Raw genomic sequence first — 19,732 nt, 5'->3', positions numbered from 1 at the left:
CATTCCCGGTTACATCAGCAGAGGTTTATCGCTATGCCTGACTACAAGGCCCCCTTGCGTGATATTCGCTTCGTTCGTGACGAACTGCTCGGCTACGAAGCGCACTATCAGAGCCTTCCGGCTTGTGCAGACGCAACTCCGGACATGGTTGACGCCATTCTCGAAGAAGGCGCCAAGTTTTGTGAGCAGGTGCTGGCTCCGCTGAACCGCGTGGGTGACACCGAAGGCTGCACCTGGAGCGAGTCCGGCGTTAAAACCCCGACCGGTTTCAAAGAAGCCTACAAGCAATTCGTTGAAGGCGGCTGGCCAAGCCTGGCGCACGACGTAGAGCACGGCGGCCAAGGCCTGCCAGAGTCTCTGGGCCTGGCAGTCAGCGAAATGGTCGGCGAGGCCAACTGGTCGTGGGGCATGTACCCAGGCTTGTCCCATGGCGCGATGAACACCATTTCCGAGCACGGCACGCCTGAGCAGCAAGAGGCTTACCTGACCAAGCTGGTGTCCGGCGAATGGACCGGCACCATGTGCCTGACCGAACCGCACTGCGGCACCGACCTGGGCATGCTGCGCACCAAGGCTGAACCTCAGGCCGACGGTTCCTACAAAGTCTCCGGCACCAAGATCTTCATCTCGGCCGGCGAACACGACATGGCCGACAACATCGTCCACATCGTGCTGGCCCGCCTGCCGGATGCACCGGCTGGCACCAAAGGCATCTCGCTGTTCATCGTTCCGAAGTTCCTGCCGAACGAAGACGGTTCGATCGGTGCGCGAAACGCCGTGTCCTGTGGTTCCCTGGAACACAAAATGGGCATCCACGGTAACGCCACCTGCGTGATGAACTTCGACGCGGCCACCGGTTTCCTGATCGGCCCGGCGAACAAAGGCCTGAACTGCATGTTCACCTTCATGAACACCGCACGTCTGGGCACCGCGCTGCAAGGTCTGGCCCACGCCGAGATCGGCTTCCAGGGCGGCCTGAAATACGCTCGCGATCGTCTGCAAATGCGTTCCCTGACTGGCCCGAAAGCGCCGGAAAAAGCCGCTGACCCGATCATCGTGCACCCTGATGTTCGTCGCATGCTGTTGACCATGAAAGCGTTCGCCGAAGGCAACCGCGCGATGGTTTACTTCACTGCCAAGCAAGTCGACATCGTCAAGTACGGCGTGGACGAAGAAGAGAAGAAGAAAGCCGACGCACTGCTGGCGTTCATGACGCCAATCGCCAAAGCCTTCATGACCGAAGTCGGTTTCGAATCCGCCAACCACGGCGTGCAAATCTACGGCGGCCACGGCTTCATCGCCGAGTGGGGCATGGAGCAGAACGTTCGCGATAGCCGCATTTCGATGCTGTACGAAGGCACCACCGGTATCCAGGCACTCGACCTGCTGGGCCGTAAAGTGCTGATGACCCAAGGCGAGGCTCTGAAAGGCTTCACCAAGATCGTCCACAAGTTCTGCCAGACCAACGAAGGCAACGAAGCCGTTCAAGAGTTCGTCGCGCCACTGGCTGCACTGAACAAGGAATGGGGCGAGCTGACCATGAAGGTCGGTATGGCCGCCATGAAAGATCGCGAAGAAGTCGGCGCGGCCTCCGTGGATTACCTGATGTACTCCGGTTATGCCTGCCTGGCCTACTTCTGGGCTGACATGGCGCGCCTGGCAGCCGAGAAACTGGCGGCCGGCACCACCGAAGCGGCGTTCTACACCGCCAAGCTGCAGACCGCGCGCTTCTACTTCCAGCGCATCCTGCCGCGTACTCGCACTCACGTTGCAACCATGCTGTCGGGCGCCAACAACCTGATGGACATGAAAGAAGAAGACTTCGCACTGGGCTACTAAGTCCCGGGCTGTCGCTTCATGAAGCCGCTGTTTCCTTCGGGGACAGCGGCTTTTTTGTGGGCGATTTACGCGCGTAAATATTCCTGACTAAAACGCTAAGAAGAACGACTTTGCTGCCGTTAAAGAGGATGGCGATGTGACATGTCGTTCGATGAGTGGGCACAATGCCATCTCAGTTTGCCGGGTCGGAGCTTTACCCTTGCCGCGTTCTTCCGCTGTACGTTTCAGTCATTTCCTACCGTCACTTCTGCTGTTGATTGCGGGGCTGGCGGCTGCCTACGTCAAGGACCTGAACGTCTTCTTCACGTCACTGTTCAACGTGTTGCCCACCCTCGTTTTGTTGCTCGGCGGTGCTTACTGCGCGGTTTACCGACGTCAGCGCGAGCTGTTTCTGATGGTCACGGTGTACATCGCCTACTACCTGCTCGACACCCAGACCGACTATTACCGCGACAACGGCAAGGTGCGCGAAGACGCCGCTGTGGTGTTTCACCTGTGCTGTCTGCTGCTTCCGCTGATGTTTGGTGTGTTCGCAGCGTGGCAGGAACGCACCCATCTGTTCCAGGACATGATCGCCCGTTTCGCGGTGTTGCTGGCGGTCGGGAGTGTGGCATTGGGGCTGGAGCAAAGTTACCCACAGGCATTGCTGATGTGGCTGTCGGAAATCCGCTGGCCTGCCCTGCATGGCGCCTGGATGAGCCTGATCCAGCTGTCCTATCCGGTGTTCATCGCTTCGTTCCTGCTGCTGAGCTGGCAATACTGGCGTAATCCGAGACCGTTGCATGCCGCACAGTTGGTGGGTTTGCTCGGGTTGTTCTGGGCGCTGCCGAAAACCTTCATCCTGCCGTTTACCCTCAACATCATGTGCAGCCAGGTGATGCTGATGATTGCGGCGGCGGTCGCCCATGAAGCCTATCAAATGGCCTTCCGTGACGAGCTGACCGGTCTGCCGGGGCGTCGCGCCTTGAACGAACGCATGCAGCGCCTGGGGCGCAATTACGTATTGGCCATGAGCGACGTCGACCACTTCAAGAAATTCAACGACACCCATGGTCACGACGTCGGCGATCAGGTGCTGCGCCTGGTTGCCAGCAAACTGTCGAAAATCGGCGGTGGCGGTAGGGCTTATCGCTATGGCGGAGAGGAGTTTGCACTGGTGTTCGCGGGCAAGACGCTTGAGGAGTGCATGCCGCACCTGGAAGTAATCCGTGAATCCATTGCGACCTACAACATCCATCTGCGTAATCAGGACAACCGTCCTCAGGACGACCAGCAGGGGCGTCAGCGTCGTTCCGGTTCTGCGGCCACGAGTGTCTCGGTCACCGTCAGCATCGGCGTTGCCGAACGGGTGGACCAACGTAATCCTGAAAAAGTGCTCAAGTCTGCCGATGAGGCGCTCTACGCTGCCAAAGGTGCCGGGCGAAACTGTGTGGTGGCTTACGGTCAGAATCGTCGTGGCGCTGTGCGCGAGGCGGCTCCGGGTTGAGTGATGACGGCGCATTCAGCGTCTGGACTGTGATTGTGAGGCGTGGTCGGCGGCAGTAGGTTTAAGGCATCTGCTGCCGGAGAAATGACCATGCCCGAGTACAAAGCTCCCCTGCGCGACATGCGCTTTCTGATCGACCACGTCTTCGACTTTCACAGCAACTACGCGGCGCTGGGGGCCACCGAGGCCAGCCCGGACATGGTCAATGCGATCCTCGAAGAAGGTGCGAAATTCTGCGAGAACGTGCTGGCACCGCTCAATCGCAGCGGCGATGAAGAAGGCTGTCATTTCGACAATGGCGTGGTGACAACGCCTGCAGGCTTCAAGCAAGCCTTCGCACAATACGTGGAAGGTGGCTGGCATGGTCTGGCGGCTGATCCCGCTTACGGCGGCCAAGGCTTGCCGAGTTCACTGGGGCTGGTCATCAGCGAGATGGTCGGTTCCAGCAACACTTCCTGGGGCATGTACCCCGGCCTGACCCACGGTGCGATGTCGGCCATTCACGCCCATGGCACCGACGAACAGAAAAACACCTACCTGAGCAAACTCACCGCGGGTCAGTGGACCGGCACCATGTGCCTGACCGAAGCCCATTGCGGCACCGATCTGGGCATCATCAAGACCCGTGCAGTGCCTGCGGCGGACGGCAGTTACGCCATTTCCGGCAGCAAGATCTTCATCTCCGCCGGCGAACACGACATGAGCGACAACATCATTCATCTGGTGCTGGCGAAACTGCCGGATGCGCCTGCAGGAACCAAGGGCATTTCGTTGTTCATCGTTCCCAAGTTCCTGCCCAATGCAGAAGGCGAAGCAGGAGAGCGCAACGGCGTTTCCTGCGGCTCGATCGAGCACAAGATGGGCATCAAGGCTTCGGCCACCTGTGTGCTGAACTTCGACGAGGCCAAGGGCTTCCTGATCGGCGAGCCGAACAAGGGCCTGAACTGCATGTTCACCATGATGAACCATGCGCGCCTCGGCACCGGGATGCAGGGGTTGTGTCTGGGTGAAGCGAGCTTCCAGGGCGCAATCAAGTACGCCAACGACCGTCTGCAGATGCGCTCGCTGACCGGCCCGAAAGCGCCGGAAAAAGTTGCCGACCCGATCATCGTTCACCCCGATGTGCGGCGGATGTTGCTGACCATGAAAGCCTTCAACGAAGGCAATCGCGCACTGACATACTTCACCGCGCAATTGCTGGACGCTGCGCACCTGAGCCCGGATGAAACCGCGCGGCAGGACGCCGAAGACCTGTTGGCTTTCCTGACGCCGATCTGCAAAGCCTTCATGACCGACACCGGGCTGGAGGTGACCAACCTCGGCATGCAGGTGTTTGGCGGTCACGGTTTCATTCGTGAGTGGGGCATGGAGCAACTGGTTCGCGATTGCCGGATCGCACCGATCTACGAAGGCACCAACGGCATCCAGGCGCTGGATTTGCTGGGGCGCAAGGTGCTTGGCAGCCAAGGAAAACTGCTGCGCGGCTTTACCAAAATCGTTCATAAGTTTTGCGCGGCGAACGCCGGGCATCCGCAACTCGCCAGTTATGTGGCGCAACTCAATGGGTTGAATCAGCAGTGGGGCGAGTTGACGACCCAGATCGGCATGGCCGCGATGAAGAATCCGGACGAAGTGGGCGCCGCGTCGGTGGATTACCTGATGTACAGCGGTTACATCATCCTTGGTTACTTGTGGCTGCGCATGGCGCTGGTGGCTCAGTCACAACTGGATGCGGACAACGGCGATGCCGATTACTGCCGGGCCAAACTGGCGACCAGCGAGTTTTACTTCAAGCGCTTGCTGCCACGCACTGCCGCTCATCGCGCAGCCATCGAAGCGGGCAGCGATTGCCTGATGAAGCTGCCGGCTGAGTTGTTTGCGCTGTAACGGTTACGTTTAAAAGCTTCGCGGGCAAGCCTCGCTCCTACAGGTCATGCACCCAATCGAAATGGCGCAAACCCTGTAGGAGCGAGGCTTGCCCGCGAAGGCGTTCTGGCAGACACAAAAATGCAATGACCAAAAATTACAAAACGGTCATAGCCTGACCCTATGTGTCGCAAAAGTTGTTGGGTTACACTCGGACCCAACGAAAACTCTTCCTACGAATCACCTGTAAAGATCCTGCGAGGTTTGCCATGGCTGACTACAAAGCGCCCCTGCGCGATATGCGCTTCGTCCTCAATGAAGTATTCGAGGTCGCCAAACTCTGGGCCGAGTTGCCTGCGCTGGCCGAGACCGTCGATGCGGAAACCGTTGAAGCCATTCTTGAAGAAGCCGGCAAGGTCACCAGCAAAAGCATCGCGCCTCTGAGCCGTGCCGCTGACGAAGAAGGTTGCCATTGGGCGGACGGTGCTGTCACCACGCCGGCAGGTTTCCCACAGGCTTATCAGACTTACGCCGAAGGCGGTTGGGTTGGCGTTGGTGGCGATCCGACCTACGGCGGCATGGGCATGCCCAAGGCGGTTTCGGCTCAGGTCGAAGAAATGGTCAACTCCGCGAGCCTGTCGTTCGGTCTGTACCCGATGTTGACTGCCGGTGCTTGCCTGTCGATCAACGCTCACGCCAGCGACGAGCTGAAAGCGGCCTACCTGCCGAACATGTACGCCGGCGTCTGGGCCGGCTCGATGTGCCTGACCGAGCCGCACGCCGGCACAGACCTGGGGATCATCCGCACCAAGGCCGAACCTCAGGCCGACGGTTCCTACAAAGTCAGCGGCACCAAGATTTTCATCACTGGCGGCGAACACGACCTGACCGAGAACATCATCCACCTGGTGTTGGCCAAACTGCCGGACGCGCCGGCGGGGCCGAAAGGCATTTCGTTGTTCCTGGTGCCGAAGTTCATGGTCAATGCCGATGGCAGCCTGGGCGCGCGCAACCCGGCGACTTGCGGTTCGATCGAACACAAGATGGGTATTCAGGCGTCCGCGACCTGCGTGATGAACTTCGATGAAGCCGTGGGCTATCTGGTCGGCGAGCCGAACAAAGGCCTGGCGGCGATGTTCACCATGATGAACTACGAACGTCTGGGCGTCGGCATCCAGGGCCTGGCCTCTGGCGAGCGCTCTTACCAGAACGCCATCGAATACGCCCGCGACCGTCTGCAAAGCCGTTCGCCGACTGGCGCGCAGAACAAAGACAAAGTGGCTGACCCGATCATCGTCCACCCGGACGTGCGTCGCATGCTGCTGACCATGAAAGCCTCGAACGAAGGCGGCCGTGCGTTTTCGACGTACGTGGCCATGCAACTGGACACCGCCAAGTTCAGCGAAGACGCGACCACCCGCAAGCGCGCGGAAGACCTGGTGGCGTTGTTGACCCCGGTAGCCAAGGCGTTCCTGACGGACCTCGGCCTGGAAACCACCATTCACGGCCAGCAGGTTTTCGGCGGCCACGGTTACATTCGTGAGTGGGGCCAGGAACAACTGGTTCGCGACGTGCGCATCACCCAGATTTACGAAGGCACCAACGGCATTCAGGCGCTGGACCTTGTAGGGCGCAAGATCGTCGGCAGCGGCGGAGCGTTCTACAATCTGTTCGCCGACGAGATTCGTCATTTCACCGCGACTGCCAGCGCTGACCTGGCCGAGTTCACCCAGCCGCTGAACGATGCCGTGACCACCCTCGACGAATTGACCGCATGGTTGCTGGACCGAGCAAAAAACAACCCGAACGAAATCGGCGCGGCCTCGGTCGAGTATCTGCAAACCTTCGGTTATGTGGCCTACGCCTACATGTGGGCACTCATGGCCAAGGCGGCCTTGGGCAAAGAAGCGCAGGACGATTTCTACGCGAGCAAACTGGGCACCGCGCGGTTCTATTTTGCACGCCTGCTGCCGCGTATTCACTCGTTGAGCGCGTCGGTGAAGGCCGGTAGCGAATCGCTATTCCTGCTGGACGCAGCGCAGTTCTGAGGATGTAACGTCATGTAAGCATTCGCTTACATGACGTGCTGCTTTTCTCCCATAGATGGAGATTGGATCCACAGCTAATCTACTTCTCATGGACGTCGCGCAGGAAGCGCAAAGTAACAACACGGACACGTAGGATTCTGCCAGGACGGCGGAGTGAAATGGATGTCAGGGAAACAGTCTGCAAAGCCCCGCTTCGGCGGGGTTTTCTTTTGCCCGCAGAAAAGTAGTCAGCTCAGCCCATCCAGGGTTGCCGAGCGTTCATCCGGTGCGTTCATCACTTCTTCCAGCAAGGTTCGCAACAAGGCCAGCGAGGCTTGTTGCCGCTGCACATCCCGACACACCAGCCCGACTTTCAGCGGCACCCGTGGTTCGGTCAGCGGTTTCCAGAGCAGTTCATGGTTGCCGAGCGCTTTCTGCGAGCGGCCAGGAAGCACTGTCGCCAGTCGGGTGTGGGGCAGACTGTCGAGAATCCCCGCCATATTGTTCAGTTCCGCCTGCACTTGCGGGCGCCGCCCCAGGTTGGCCAGTTGCGTTTGCCAGATCTGCCGCACCTGAAATTCTTCACCCAGCAGCAACATCGGCAACTCGGCAGCCTGACTCATGGAGACTTTCTTGAATTCGCGCAACGGGTGATCCGCCGGGATGACGAGCGTCAGTTCATCTTCGTACAGCATCACGCCGTGCAGCCCAGGCTGTCGGGGCGGCAGGTAACTGATGCCGATGTCCAGAGCACCGTTAAGCAACCGCCGCTCGATCTCCAACCCGGTCAGTTCATAGATCTGCACCACCAAGTGCGGTTGCGCCTTGCGCACGCGCTCGAGCATTTGCGGCACAAGACTGGTGTGGACCGTCTGCAACACGCCAATGGCCAACGTGCGCAGCGCTTGTCCCTTGAAATTGCCCAGCGCTTCACGGGCCCGTTGCAAACCATCCAGCAAGGGCAGGGCGTGGTTGTACAACGTATGGGCGGCCAGGGTAGGCAGCAGGCGTTTGCTGCTGCGCTCGAACAGGCTGACATCAAGGTTTTGTTCGAGGTGGCGGATCTGTTGGGACAGTGCCGGCTGAGAGATTGAAAGTCGCTCGGCGGCCCGGCCGACATGGCCCTCTTCGTAGACCGCGACGAAATAACGCAGTTGTTTGAAATCCATAAGTTTTGCTTATTGAAAATGCTGAAAAATCGAAATGGCCCGAAGCCTGCTCTGAGCCTAGTCTAACCGCATTCACAAGGCTTACAGGGCCATAGAGCGCGATGAATACCGTTTACGCCGAGGTTGTTTACATAGGTCAGGCAAAAAACCTCAAGCGAGGTTTTTCTGGATGAATCTGTTCAATTTACGGCGTAGCGCTCCCAGTCTTGATGACCTGACTGCGGACAATTTCCTGCCGTCCAGAGGTGACAATCTTTCCAGCGAGTGCCTGATGCCCAGTGTCGAGCGGCCGAAACAGATTTTTGTGCGCGGCCAGGGCTCCTGGTTGTGGGACAGCGACGACCGTGCCTATCTGGATTTTTCCCAGGGTAGCGGGGCCAATAGCCTCGGACATAGCCCTTCTGTACTGGTCAATGCGATCACGGCGCAGGCTCAGTCGCTGATCAACCCCGGTTTCGGCCTGCATAACCGCGGCATGCTCAACCTCGCCGAGCGGCTCTGCGTCAGCACCGGCAGTGATCAGGCATACTTGCTCAACAGTGGCAGCGAGGCCTGTGAAGCGGCGATCAAACTGGCGCGCAAGTGGGGGCAGCGGCATCGCGGCGGTGCTTCGCGGATCATCGTGGCCAAGAAGGGGTGTCATGGCCGTAGTCTCGGGACGATTCCCGCGTCGGACAGTTCCACTCTGACCAATCGCTTCGAGCCACAGCTCCCGGGTTTCAGCCACGTGCCGTTCAACGATCTTGCAGCGTTGCATGCAGCGGTTGATGCCCGGACCGTTGCCATCATGCTCGAACCGATCCAGAACGAAGCCGGGGTGATCCCCGCCACCGAGCTTTACCTCAAAGGTGTCGAACGCCTGTGTCGTGAGCTCGGCATTCTGCTGATCTTCGACGAAGTGCAGACCGGTATCGGTCGCCTCGGGACATTGCTCGCGGAACAATCCTACGGCGTGCGTGCAGATATCGTTGTCCTCGGCAAAGGGTTGGGCGGTGGCGTGCCTCTGGCAGCATTATTGGCGCGGGGCAAGGCTTGCTGTTTCGATATTGGCGAGCTGACGGGCACCCATCATGGCAATGCACTGATGACCGCCGCCGGCCTTGCGGTACTCGATAACGTGCAGGACAAGGGGGTTCTCGAGCATGTCCGGGAAACCGGCCAGCACCTGCGTGAAGGCCTGGCCCGCCTGACTCATCGCTATGGGCACGGTGAGTTACGCGGACAAGGGCTGCTCTGGGGGCTTACGCTGTCCGAGGATTCGGCTGACGCCGTCGTTAAAGCGGCGATGTACGAAGGGTTGCTGCTCGACGCCCCGCAAGCCGATTGCCTGCGCTTTACCCCGGCGCTCACCGTGAGCAAGGCCAACATCGACGAAATGCTCCTGCGCCTGGCCCGTGCCTTTTCCCGCGTACGCACCGCACAGTTGCAATGCCGGAAAGGGATCGCCGTGTAATCAGATCCGCCCTACGCAAATTCCCGAACCGTCTTGCGGTATTACGCATCGCCCCACGTTTGATTCTTTTAACGTGGGGTGTTTTTTTGTCTCTGCGTTTTGCCAGATGCCAATCGGGGCTTGAGCAATAGCGGGATCAATGGCCTTTTAGAGGGCGCCGGCAGGGAGTGCCGGTGCCCGACGTTGTCGTGGGGATGGTTTTGATTTCTATACCACTGAGTGGTATGTTTTTGCGGAAGGGAAGCCGATGTTACCCAGGTTATTCAAGACCAAGCGTTTTGCGGTACAGGCTGGTAAGGCCTGGATTTGTGATGATGAGCTTCGTGAGGCGTTCACCGAAATGCTCAATGGCCAGGCTGAAAGCCTGGGGGGTGGAGTCTGGAAAAAGCGTCTGAAGGCCAATCGACACCGCTCGATTGTTTTTGCAAAAGGTGGTCGGTATTGGATCTATCAGTTGCTGTTTGCCAAGAAAGATCGGAGCAATATCAGCCTTGCAGAGCTGGCTGAATTGCGTGTTTTAGCCAAGGTTTATGGCGCAATGACAGATATGCAAATCCAGTACTTGCTGGAGACCAAGGAGTTTGTGGAGATACCCCATGAGTAAGAAATACAAAAGTGAAGTATTTGAGTCGATTCACGAGTCCGCTAGCGCCTTGTATGCCATCGGTGCCATCAGCAAGGCAACCATGCGCGAATTCGACGAATCCTGTCTTGCCACCGTTCCGGACGCGATGCCGGCGGCGCAAATCAAAGCGCTGCGTGAGCGCAACAACGTCAGCCAGCCGGTATTCGCGCGTTATCTGAACACCAGCGCGTCGACGGTCAAACAGTGGGAAGCTGGGGACAAACATCCCAGTGGCATGGCCCTGAAGTTGTTGAGCATCGTGCAGAAGCACGGTCTGGAGATACTCGCCTGAAGAACCGCACTGAACCCTGACGAACAGCGCAGGTCGATTGGGTGTGACTCACACGAGTTCACTTCACCTCAGGAGCTGACCCATGGACTTCATTCGCATCATCATCGCCATTCTGTTGCCGCCACTGGGTGTGTTTCTGCAAGTCGGTTTCGCCGGCGCATTCTGGTTGAATATTCTGCTGACGCTGTGCGGTTACATCCCGGGGATCGTGCATGCGGTGTACATCATCGCCAAGCGCTGAGTTTCGCGGCGCAAGTTAGATCGCTTTCGTCGGAACGCCGCCCGGAGCCGGCTCGCTCCCACATGGAAACGCGTTCCTCTGATAGAACCCGGTCAAATGTGGGAGCGGGCTTGCTCGCGAATGAGGCGCCGCTATTTCTGCTCAAGGCGCAGGATTCAGTCCATCTGATCCATCACCCGCCGATAAAACAACCACTCCTGCTCCAGCGCATGGGCCTGATTCCCAGCCTTGCGAAAGCCGTGACGTTCGTCCGCGTAGTAATGCGCTTCAACCAGAATGCCGTTTTTCTGCAGCGCTTCGACCATGTCGCGGGTTTGCTGCGGCACGACCACGGCGTCGAGTTCACCCTGAAAGAAAATCACCGGCACGCTGATGTTGCTCGCATGCAGCAGGGGTGTTCGTGCGTCGTAGCGCTCGGCGTCTGTGACAGGATCGCCGATCAGCCAATCCAGATAATCGCCTTCGAACTTGTGCGTCGCACGGCCGAGGGCAACGGGATCGCTGACACCGTAAAGGCTGGCGCCGGCGCGGAAGACCTTTTTGAACGCCAACGCGCACAGCGTGGTGTACCCGCCGGCGCTGCCACCACGAATAAACGCCTTGTCGCCATCGATCAAGCCGCGCTGGGTGAGGTGGGTGACCACCGCGCAGGCATCTTCCACATCCACGTCTCCCCAACTCAAATGCAACGCCTGGCGATAGGCTCGGCCATAGCCGCTGCTGCCACGGTAGTTGAGGTCGGCCACGGCGAAACCGCGTTGCGCCCAGTACTGGATGCGCGGATCGAGCATCGGGTAGCACGCCGATGTCGGGCCTCCGTGGATGAACACCACCAGCGGCGGCTTCGTGTCGCCCGTCATCGCCGGGTAGAAGAAACCGTGAGCCTCGCCTGAACTGCTCGGGTAACGCAAGGTTTGCGGGACGCTGATTTGCTCGGCGGGCAACGGTGCCATTCCCCCGGCCAACACCTTGACCTGTCGGGTTTTGCGGTCGATGGCGATCACGGCGGACGAACTGACTGGCGAGGCAGCGATGCAGTAGATGAATTGGTCATCCAGTGCGAGATGGCGGAAACGGCTGTAGTCCCCGGTGAAGTCTTCAGGGTTTTCACCGCAAAGTCCCAGCCGGCCGAATCCGCCCTCGGTCCAGCTGGCCAGATAGGCGTTTTCGTTGAGGGGCAGCCAAGTGCAACCACCCAACTGCCAGGGCGCTGGCCCATGATCAGCCGCAGCGCTGGGCAACGGGCGCCAAGCATAGGAAGACTCGACCCACGGCTGCCAGTAGCCGCCACGGTCCGTCAGACAATACAGACGACCACTGCCGTCGAATCGAGGCTGCTGCAGCGACTCCTGAACAGCGTCGCCCGCCACACAACGGGCTTGAGTGAAACGGCCGTCGCCCTGGCGGTCGGCAACCATCAGGCGAGTCGCGGTCCATGGCTGGTCCGGGCGACTCCACTCGATCCAGGCCAACCGTTGAGCGTCAGGGCTCAACGTCGGCGCGGCATAAAAGTCTGCACCTTCGACCAGCAGGTGACGCGCGCCGTCCGCCAGATCGATGGTCACCAGACGATGACGGTCTCGATGCTCTTCAACCGCCAAAACCTGCCCATGCGCAAACTGCAGGTCGCCATAGCGGCATTCGCCGGATGTCAGCGTCTCGGGCGTTTCGTCCTTCAGCGATTGGCGATACAGCTGCTGATCCGCCTCGTTGACGAAAACCACCCCGTCATCTGTCAGGCAAAACGCTCCACCGCCATATTCGTACACTCGACTGCGCACACTGAAACCGGCTGGCGTCAGGCAATGTGCCTGGCCGTCCCGCCAATGCCAGAGGCGGCAAGCGGCGTCCTCGGGGCGGTATTCATTCCAGAACAGGCCATGTCGGCCCACCTGTAATTCGGCAAAGTCGATACCGGCAGCGACTGCTTTAGCAGCGCTGAAAGGTTCAGCTTTTGGCGATGAGTCGTGAGTTTCGTTCATTGCGAAAGGCCAGTTGCTCAATGGTCTGGGTTGCGTGCTCGGCTTCTTCGCGGGCCTTGAGAATCACACCGTGATGTTCCGATTTGCTGCACACCGGGTCGGCATTGCTCGCGTCACCCGTGAGCATGAACGCCTGGCAGCGGCAACCGCCGAAATCCTTTTCTTTCTCGTCGCAGGAGCGGCACGGCTCGGGCATCCAGTCGTAACCGCGAAAGCGGTTGAAGCCGAACGAGTCGTACCAGATGTGCTGCATGCTGTGGTCGCGCACGTTGGGAAACTGTACCGGCAACTGTCGGGCACCATGACAGGGCAGGGCGGTTCCGTCCGGTGTCACTGTCAGAAAAATACTGCCCCAGCCATTCATGCAGGCTTTCGGGCGTTCTTCGTAGTAGTCCGGCGTGACGAAAATCAGCTTGCACGGATGCCCTTCAGCTTCCAGTTTGGCGCGGTATTCGTTGGTGATGCGTTCGGCGCGGACCAGCTGTTCCCTGGTCGGCAGCAGACCGACCCGATTGAGCTGCGCCCAACCGTAGAACTGGCACGTGGCGAGCTCGACGAAGTCCGCCTCAAGGGCGATGCACAGCTCGATGATCCGGTCGATCTTGTCGATGTTGTGCCGGTGGGTGACGAAATTCAGCACCATCGGATAGCCATGGGCCTTTACCGCGCGAGCCATTTCCAGCTTCTGCGCGAAGGCCTTTTTCGAGCCGGCCAGCAAGTTGTTCACTTGCTCGTCGCTGGCCTGGAAGCTGATCTGGATGTGGTCCAGGCCGGCTTTCTTGAAATCGCTGATTTTCTGCTCGGTGAGGCCGATGCCGGAGGTGATCAGGTTGGTGTAGAAACCCAACTTGCGCGCCTCGGCAATCAGTTCGGCGAGGTCCTGGCGCACCAGCGGTTCACCGCCGGAAAAGCCCAGTTGCGCGGCACCCATTTCCCGCGCTTCGCGGAACACCTTGATCCACTGCTCGGTGCTCAACTCTTTGCCTTGCTCGGCGAAATCCAGCGGATTGGAGCAGTACGGGCATTGCAGCGGACAGCGATAGGTCAGCTCGGCCAGCAACCACAGCGGCAGGCCGATTTCCGGTTTGGGCGGTAACTTGTCCGACACGGAATCAGGCAAGTTCGATCCAGTGCTGAGCACGGGCGACCTCCATGAATTGCTCGATGTCATCACCGAGCTCCGGCACGCCGGGGAACTGCGCATCGAGTTCGGCGATGATCGCTGCGACATCACGCTCGCCGTCGATTAAACCGCCGATGAGCGCAGCACTTTCATTCAGTTTGATCATGCCTTCCGGGTACAGCAGCACATGGCCTTTCTGCGCCGGTTCGTACTGAAAGCGGTAGCCGGGACGCCAGGTTGGGGTCTTGCTGCGATCGAAACTCATAAGGTGATTCCTTTGTGCCAGACCCGTTGCTCGGTCACGCTGTGATACGGCGGGCGTTTCAGTTCGTAGGCCATGCTCATGGCATCGAGCATGCTCCAAAGAATGTCCAGTTTGAACTGGAGAATTTCCAGCATGCGTTCCTGGCCTTCCCGCGTCGTGTAGTGCTGCAACGTGATGGCCAGACCGTGTTCGACATCGCGGCGCGCCTGGCCCAGACGGGTGCGGAAATATTCGTAACCGGCCGGGTCGATCCACGGGTAATGCTGCGGCCAGCTGTCGAGGCGCGACTGGTGGATCTGCGGCGCGAACAGCTCGGTGAGCGAGCTGCTGGCGGCTTCCTGCCAACTGGCCCGACGGGCGAAGTTGACATAGGCGTCCACGGCGAAACGTACGCCGGGCAGCACCAGTTCCTGGGAGCGCAGTTGGTCCGGATCGAGGCCGACGGCCTGCCCCAGACGCAGCCAGGCTTCGATGCCGCCGTCTTCACCGGGGGCGCCGTCATGGTCGAGCAGACGTTGAATCCACTCGCGACGGATCTCGCGGTCCGGGCAATTAGCCAGGATGGCGGCGTCCTTCAGGGGAATGTTCACCTGATAGTAAAACCGGTTGGCAACCCAGCCCTGGATCTGCTCGCGGGTCGCCCGGCCTTCATACATCGCCACGTGGTAAGGGTGATGGATGTGGTAGTAGGCGCCCTTGGCGCGCAGGGCCGCTTCGAATTCGGCGGCGGACAGCGGGGTGTCTGTCATGTCTGTTCTCCGGGAACAACCATTGGATTCTGTGGTGTCTGGTCTGGCGTCATCGCTGGCAAGCCAGCTCCCACAGTGGTCGCGTAACCCTGTGGGAGCGTGGCTTGCCCGCGATGGGGCCATCCGCTACAGCACAATACTCATGCCGTCGTACGCCACTTCAACATCACGCCGAACCAGCTCGGCACGCTCCGGCGAATCCTCATCGAGGATCGGGTTGGTGTTGTTGATGTGGATAAGCACCTTGCGCTGCCGGGGCAGCTTCTCCAGCACTTCCAGCATACCGCCGGGGCCATTCTGCGCCAGGTGACCCATCTCCCGACCGGTGCGGGTGCCGACACCACGGCGCTGCATTTCGTCGTCGTCCCACATCGTGCCGTCCACCAGCAGGCAGTCGCTGCCGGCCATGATTTCCAGCAGCGGCGCGTCGACCTTGCCCAGGCCCGGCGCGTAGAACAGCTTGCCGCCAGTGTTCAGGTCTTCGACGATCAGTCCGATATTGTCGCCCGGATGCGGGTCGAAGCGGTGCGGCGAGTATGGCGGCGCTGCGCTGCGCAGCGGCAACGGCGTGAAGCGCAGGCTCGGGCACGTCGGGATGGTGAAGCTGCGGTCGAGTTCGATGCGGTTCCAGTTCAAACCGCCGTTCCAGTGAGTCAGCATGGTGAACAACGGGAAACCGGTGCTCAGGTCTTCATGGACCATGTCGGTGCACCAGACATTATGCGGGCAACCTTCGCGCAGGCTGAGCAGGCCGGTGGTGTGGTCGATCTGGCTGTCCATCAGGATGATCGCGCTGATGCCGGTATCTCGCAGCGCTCGGCCCGGTTGCATCGGGGCAAAACTCTGGAGTTGGGCACGAATGTCCGGCGAGGCGTTGCACAGCACCCAGTTCACGCCGTCATCGGAAATCGCGATGGACGACTGGGTCCGCGCCTTGGCGTTCAGGCTCCCGTCGCGAAAACCCGCGCAGTTCACGCAGTTGCAGTTCCACTGGGGGAAACCGCCGCCAGCGGCGGAACCTAGAATCTGGACAAACATGGGTGCTCCATCATTTCAACGCTGAAAATAAAAACGCCTCGGCAAACCGAGGCGCTGAACGGCAGGACAAACTTAGCGGCTTGCGAAGTACATGGTGACTTCAAAGCCGATACGCAGGTCGGTGTAAGCAGGTTTGGACCAGGACATGGGAGCGCTCCTTCAGGTGATGGGACAGTTGAGATCTATACATATAGTCCACCTCCAGCCGGAGATGTTCAGATAGTTAGGTGGCTATGTTACTCAAAATTACAGAGCGAAAGGCCTGCATTCTCGGAAAAAGCTAATTGCACCAGCGGTAATGATCATTTTGTCACTTGCCAAGGTGCTTGCGGTTGCGAACTGCTGGCCAGGCAACGCCAGCCGCCTTCGGCGTTGTTCAGTCGATGGGCGGCGGCGATCAGGGCGCTGCGATCGACGGCCAGAATCGACAAGGTCAGCTGCGTCAGGTAATCCGACGAGCGGCCAGCCAGTTTGCCTTGCCAGAGCAGTTCGGCAGCCTGGGTCAAGGGAATGGCAGCAATGTCGAATTGATCGGCCAACGCCTGGCGCTGGGCAATGAAAGCCGCCTCGTCGATCCCCTCGACCAATCCGGGCAGGTCGCTCAGGAAGCATTCCATGTGTTCCAGCAGTTTCAATGGCGCGGTGCCCGGAGACTGAACGCCAAGCAGGATTCCTGTCTGCCCATGGATCTGACGCAGTGCGCTGAACACCGCGTAACCCAATTGCAGTTCCACGCGCAGGCGCTGATACAACGGCGTCTGACAGACAAGCGCCAACAAACGCCAGGCGGCTTCGTCGCAGATGTCCTGGGTTGCCGTCGGACAAAACAGCAACAACGCGTGCTCGCTGGATTCGGTGTCGAACGTTGTCCACAGGCGCTGTGAGTTGATCGAGGGCGGCGAGGACTTTTGAGTGTCCGCTACGCCGGGCACTCGGCTCAGCGCCAGCCCCATCGCTGCTTGAGTCTGTGCCGACAGGCCAGTGGCCAGGCCTTCCCAGCGCGCACTCGACCATAGCAGCTGCAGGTCTTCAGAGACGCCAGTGTGCTCGAGGCAATGATCGGGCAGTGCCTTGAGCAGGTGTTTAATCGGGATCAGCGCCGTGTTTTTCGGTTCTTCCTGTGGGAAGCCGCTGGCAGGTTTTGTCAGCTCTTTCAGTGCATGTTCGAGAACGGTCGGCATCGGCTCCTGCAGTCCCGTCACCTTCAGCAGCCATTCATTGCCCGATGCGCTGAAGGAAAAGTCGACGCCCGCCTGACGCGCATCCTCGCGCAGTGGCTGCAGGCTGTTTTCCAGACGCTGTTGAAGGCGGGGATGAGGCTGGGCCTCGAGTCGCCAGCGCAAATAAATCGCGCCTTCAGCGGTGTTATCCGGCAAGGTCTGGCTGAATTGCATCGGCGAATTTTCGCGACGGCTGCGCGAACGATCCTGGGCAAATGTGCGCAGGCCGCGGTGCTTGCTGGTTTGCCCGCGAATCAGTCCGGCGTTTTGGGGCGGCGCCTCGGCGTGCAAGAACGGATTCGGTGCCGGCAGTTGCCATTCACCGCTGAAGTTATCCACAGCGCCGATTTTCTTCAGGATGCCTTTGAGCGCTGCAACGCCTTGTTCGGATAAGCCGGTTTCAAGCTGTTCGCTGTCGAGTCGGGCTAGTTGCAGCGCACCGCTGACTTGTTGCTGGCGCTGAAGCAGGGCCGCGTACGCTTCTCGCAGAGTGGCCCAGTCTTGCTGCGCGGCAAAAAAGCCCAACCAATCCAGCAGCTTCTCGCGCAGGACGCTCGCCGGTGCGGACGTTGTAAATTCGACGTGCAGCACGGCTTGTCCGGCAAATTGGTACAGCGACTCGGCGTTCAAATGCTCAGCCAGACCGCGCGTGCGCAAATCAGCCAGCAGCCCGCCGGGTTTCGCAGCGTTCAAACAATGGCACAGAAACGCCAATGCTTCAGTCGATGAAGCGGGCAGCGATTCGAAGGTAAACAGCAGATCAAGCCTGCGCTCATTCACCTGTTGATAACTTGCGTCTGAAGATTCCATCAGCGGCACAAGCGCCTGTTGCGGGACGTTTTCGCCGATGGGGATCGCCGCGCCGAAACTCAGTGCCATTTGCTGCAGCTCTTCGATACTTTGCGGGCCGGCCAGGCTCAGCGTCATCTGCCCGGTCTGATAAAACCGTTGATGGAAATCCTTCAACGCATTCTGAAAGTCTGGCTGCGGCAGCGGCAGGCTGTCGCGGTTGCCGGCATGAAAGCCGCGCAACGGATGGGTCGGCGAAAGTCCATCGAACAGCGCCAGTCGCTGTTGCGCCGTCGCATCCTGCGACCAGGCAACAAACTCTGCCTGCAACACTTCCCGTTCCCGCTGCTGATCGTCCGGATTCATACGCGGATGAGCGAGCATGTCTGACAGACGTTCCAGCCCACCGTTGAACGCCTGTGGCGACAGTTCGAAAAAGAAGTCCGTGGTGCGCTCGCTGGTCCGTGCATTCACCTGCCCGCCATGACCTTGCACGTAGGCCATCAGCCCTTGTTCCGCAGGAAAACGCTCGGTACCGAGAAACAACAGATGCTCAAGAAAATGCGCCAGGCCGGGCCATGCCAATGGCACGTCATGACTGCCCGCAGCGACCCGCAACGCCGCCGCACAGCGCTTCAAATTCGGGGCATGACGCAGCGTCACCCGCAGGCCATTGGCCAGGGTTTCAGTGTGGGGGCGAGGGTGATTCAACGCAGGCATGAGCACTTCCAGAACAGAGAAGCGCTAATGCTAGCGGATAACGGGTGATCAGCGCTTGTTCAGCTCGCCGTAAAGCTCGGGACGGCGATCGAGGAAGTAGCGATTGACGGCGCGGGAGTCGACCATGAGCTGGCGATCCAGCTCACCGACAATCAGCGCTTCATCGAGGCCGGCCTGAGCAATGCGGCTGCCATCCGGTGCGGCGATGCTGCTTTGGCCGCAGTAATGGATTTCGCCTTCATTGCCGCAATAGTTGGCATAAGCGACGTAGCACTGGTTTTCGAAGGCTCGGGCGCGGACGGTGACGTCGGCGACGAAGTCGTAAGGAATCATGTTCGCTGTCGGCACCAGAATCAGCTCGGCGCCGGCCAGTGCCAGACGTCGCGCATTTTCCGGAAACTCAACGTCGTAGCAGATCAGGAAACCCAGCGTCCAGCCGTTGAGTTCCACCAACGGAAAATCACCCTGCCCGGCGCTGAACATCGAGTGATCGAGGTCGCCGTACAGGTGAGTCTTGCGGTAGTTGCACAGGCGTTCGCCATTGGCATCGATCAGTTGCACGGCGTTGTAGATCTGCCCGTCCTCGGTGCGCTCGGGGTAACCATACAAAATGGCGATCCCCGCGGTCTTGGCAATGCGCGCAATCTGTTGCGCCGATTCACCGTTGTGCACCTCCGCCAGTACGCTGACGGCATCGCTGCCGATGTTGTAGCCGGTCAGGAACATCTCCGGCAGCACCAGCAAATCGGCACCTTTCGCTTCCTGCGCCAGTTGGTGCAGGCGTTGCAGATTGCCGGCGACGTCCAGGGGCAGCGGCGGACATTGGTAAAGGGCTACGCGCATTTGGA

Annotated in this window: 17 protein-coding genes; 8 read left to right on the top strand and 9 right to left on the bottom strand. The window is 59.6% G+C overall.

From position 1 onward, the window contains the following. Window positions 1–33: 33 nt before the first annotated feature. The 4 genes from PMI01S_RS05950 (at window position 34) to PMI01S_RS05935 (ending at window position 7,239) form a co-directional block, all read left to right on the top strand. Entirely contained in the window at window positions 34–1,839 is a 1,806-nt protein-coding gene (locus tag PMI01S_RS05950; RefSeq protein WP_084318417.1) for a phenylacyl-CoA dehydrogenase, read from the top strand. A gap of 199 nt (window positions 1,840–2,038) precedes the next feature. Further along, on the top strand, window positions 2,039–3,325 hold the full coding sequence (locus PMI01S_RS05945) for a GGDEF domain-containing protein (RefSeq protein ID WP_084318416.1): 1,287 nt from the start codon (window positions 2,039–2,041) through the stop codon (window positions 3,323–3,325). 90 nt (window positions 3,326–3,415) lie between these two features. Then, window positions 3,416–5,212, top strand: coding sequence for an acyl-CoA dehydrogenase C-terminal domain-containing protein (locus PMI01S_RS05940; protein ID WP_084318415.1), 1,797 nt, complete (start codon window positions 3,416–3,418; stop codon window positions 5,210–5,212). A gap of 248 nt (window positions 5,213–5,460) precedes the next feature. After that, window positions 5,461–7,239: an acyl-CoA dehydrogenase C-terminal domain-containing protein gene (locus PMI01S_RS05935; protein WP_084318414.1), complete on the top strand. Its 1,779-nt coding sequence runs from the start codon at window positions 5,461–5,463 to the stop codon at window positions 7,237–7,239. Between the two features lie 227 nt (window positions 7,240–7,466). Here PMI01S_RS05935 and PMI01S_RS05930 read toward each other — a convergent pair whose 3' ends face one another. Then, window positions 7,467–8,387, bottom strand: a complete 921-nt coding sequence (locus PMI01S_RS05930) for a LysR family transcriptional regulator (protein ID WP_084318413.1) — start codon at window positions 8,385–8,387, stop codon at window positions 7,467–7,469. A 169-nt stretch (window positions 8,388–8,556) separates the two neighbouring features. On the opposite strand from PMI01S_RS05930, the gene PMI01S_RS05925 reads away from it, so the two are divergent. The 4 genes from PMI01S_RS05925 (at window position 8,557) to PMI01S_RS05910 (ending at window position 10,998) form a co-directional block, all read left to right on the top strand. Continuing rightward, on the top strand, window positions 8,557–9,840 hold the full coding sequence (locus PMI01S_RS05925) for an aspartate aminotransferase family protein (RefSeq protein WP_084318412.1): 1,284 nt from the start codon (window positions 8,557–8,559) through the stop codon (window positions 9,838–9,840). Between the two features lie 247 nt (window positions 9,841–10,087). Then, complete coding sequence (locus tag PMI01S_RS05920) at window positions 10,088–10,444, top strand: type II toxin-antitoxin system RelE/ParE family toxin (RefSeq protein WP_084318411.1); 357 nt, start codon at window positions 10,088–10,090, stop codon at window positions 10,442–10,444. Continuing rightward, on the top strand, window positions 10,437–10,757 hold the full coding sequence (locus tag PMI01S_RS05915) for a helix-turn-helix domain-containing protein (RefSeq protein ID WP_084318410.1): 321 nt from the start codon (window positions 10,437–10,439) through the stop codon (window positions 10,755–10,757). Before PMI01S_RS05920 ends, PMI01S_RS05915 begins: the two co-directional genes overlap by 8 nt. Before the next feature lie 82 nt (window positions 10,758–10,839). Beyond that, window positions 10,840–10,998 carry a YqaE/Pmp3 family membrane protein gene (locus PMI01S_RS05910; protein WP_007904205.1) on the top strand — a complete coding sequence of 53 codons (159 nt, stop codon included), beginning with the start codon at window positions 10,840–10,842 and terminating at the stop codon, window positions 10,996–10,998. A 155-nt stretch (window positions 10,999–11,153) separates the two neighbouring features. On the opposite strand, the gene PMI01S_RS05905 is transcribed toward PMI01S_RS05910, so the two are convergent. The 8 genes from PMI01S_RS05905 to PMI01S_RS05870 form a co-directional block, all read right to left on the bottom strand. Then, window positions 11,154–12,980, bottom strand: coding sequence for a S9 family peptidase (locus tag PMI01S_RS05905; protein ID WP_084318409.1), 1,827 nt, complete (start codon window positions 12,978–12,980; stop codon window positions 11,154–11,156). Beyond that, window positions 12,946–14,121, bottom strand: coding sequence for a pyrroloquinoline quinone biosynthesis protein PqqE (gene pqqE, locus PMI01S_RS05900; protein WP_084318408.1), 1,176 nt, complete (start codon window positions 14,119–14,121; stop codon window positions 12,946–12,948). Before pqqE ends, PMI01S_RS05905 begins: the two co-directional genes overlap by 35 nt. Beyond that, the gene (gene pqqD / locus PMI01S_RS05895) at window positions 14,093–14,368 is read right to left on the bottom strand and encodes a pyrroloquinoline quinone biosynthesis peptide chaperone PqqD (RefSeq protein ID WP_008024193.1); all 276 of its coding nucleotides are present in this window, start codon (window positions 14,366–14,368) and stop codon (window positions 14,093–14,095) included. The genes pqqE and pqqD overlap by 29 nt, the downstream gene beginning before the upstream one ends. Further along, entirely contained in the window at window positions 14,365–15,117 is a 753-nt protein-coding gene (pqqC, locus tag PMI01S_RS05890; protein ID WP_084318407.1) for a pyrroloquinoline-quinone synthase PqqC, read from the bottom strand. Before pqqC ends, pqqD begins: the two co-directional genes overlap by 4 nt. 126 nt (window positions 15,118–15,243) lie before the next feature. Next, a complete protein-coding gene (gene pqqB, locus PMI01S_RS05885) occupies window positions 15,244–16,155 on the bottom strand; it encodes a pyrroloquinoline quinone biosynthesis protein PqqB (protein ID WP_084318406.1) in 912 nt (303 codons plus the stop codon). A 72-nt stretch (window positions 16,156–16,227) separates the two neighbouring features. Further along, entirely contained in the window at window positions 16,228–16,302 is a 75-nt protein-coding gene (gene pqqA / locus PMI01S_RS05880) for a pyrroloquinoline quinone precursor peptide PqqA (protein WP_009045898.1), read from the bottom strand. 155 nt (window positions 16,303–16,457) lie between these two features. Further along, entirely contained in the window at window positions 16,458–18,884 is a 2,427-nt protein-coding gene (pqqF, locus tag PMI01S_RS05875) for a pyrroloquinoline quinone biosynthesis protein PqqF (RefSeq protein WP_084318405.1), read from the bottom strand. Window positions 18,885–18,932: 48 nt separating this feature from the next. Further along, complete coding sequence (locus PMI01S_RS05870) at window positions 18,933–19,727, bottom strand: carbon-nitrogen hydrolase family protein (RefSeq protein WP_084318404.1); 795 nt, start codon at window positions 19,725–19,727, stop codon at window positions 18,933–18,935. Between the last annotated feature and the right edge of the window lie 5 nt (window positions 19,728–19,732).

The sequence above is a fragment of the Pseudomonas migulae NBRC 103157 genome (genome assembly GCF_002091715.1).
In the GTDB taxonomy this organism is placed as follows: domain Bacteria; phylum Pseudomonadota; class Gammaproteobacteria; order Pseudomonadales; family Pseudomonadaceae; genus Aquipseudomonas; species Aquipseudomonas migulae_A.
This window is presented reverse-complemented; position numbering and strand designations above follow the sequence as displayed.

Excerpts from the sequence above, each read along its gene's own strand:
- PMI01S_RS05950 (WP_084318417.1), top strand. The coding sequence starts at position 34 with ATGCCTGACTACAAGGCCCCCTTGCGTGATATTCGCTTCGTTCGTGAC.
- PMI01S_RS05870 (WP_084318404.1), bottom strand. The coding sequence starts at position 19,727 with ATGCGCGTAGCCCTTTACCAATGTCCGCCGCTGCCCCTGGACGTCGCC.
- PMI01S_RS05915 (WP_084318410.1), top strand. The coding sequence starts at position 10,437 with ATGAGTAAGAAATACAAAAGTGAAGTATTTGAGTCGATTCACGAGTCC.
- PMI01S_RS05930 (WP_084318413.1), bottom strand. The coding sequence starts at position 8,387 with ATGGATTTCAAACAACTGCGTTATTTCGTCGCGGTCTACGAAGAGGGC.
- PMI01S_RS05910 (WP_007904205.1), top strand. The coding sequence starts at position 10,840 with ATGGACTTCATTCGCATCATCATCGCCATTCTGTTGCCGCCACTGGGT.
- pqqF (WP_084318405.1), bottom strand. The coding sequence starts at position 18,884 with ATGCCTGCGTTGAATCACCCTCGCCCCCACACTGAAACCCTGGCCAAT.
- PMI01S_RS05925 (WP_084318412.1), top strand. The coding sequence starts at position 8,557 with ATGAATCTGTTCAATTTACGGCGTAGCGCTCCCAGTCTTGATGACCTG.
- PMI01S_RS05940 (WP_084318415.1), top strand. The coding sequence starts at position 3,416 with ATGCCCGAGTACAAAGCTCCCCTGCGCGACATGCGCTTTCTGATCGAC.
- PMI01S_RS05905 (WP_084318409.1), bottom strand. The coding sequence starts at position 12,980 with ATGAACGAAACTCACGACTCATCGCCAAAAGCTGAACCTTTCAGCGCT.
- PMI01S_RS05920 (WP_084318411.1), top strand. The coding sequence starts at position 10,088 with ATGTTACCCAGGTTATTCAAGACCAAGCGTTTTGCGGTACAGGCTGGT.
- pqqC (WP_084318407.1), bottom strand. The coding sequence starts at position 15,117 with ATGACAGACACCCCGCTGTCCGCCGCCGAATTCGAAGCGGCCCTGCGC.
- pqqD (WP_008024193.1), bottom strand. The coding sequence starts at position 14,368 with ATGAGTTTCGATCGCAGCAAGACCCCAACCTGGCGTCCCGGCTACCGC.
- pqqB (WP_084318406.1), bottom strand. The coding sequence starts at position 16,155 with ATGTTTGTCCAGATTCTAGGTTCCGCCGCTGGCGGCGGTTTCCCCCAG.
- PMI01S_RS05935 (WP_084318414.1), top strand. The coding sequence starts at position 5,461 with ATGGCTGACTACAAAGCGCCCCTGCGCGATATGCGCTTCGTCCTCAAT.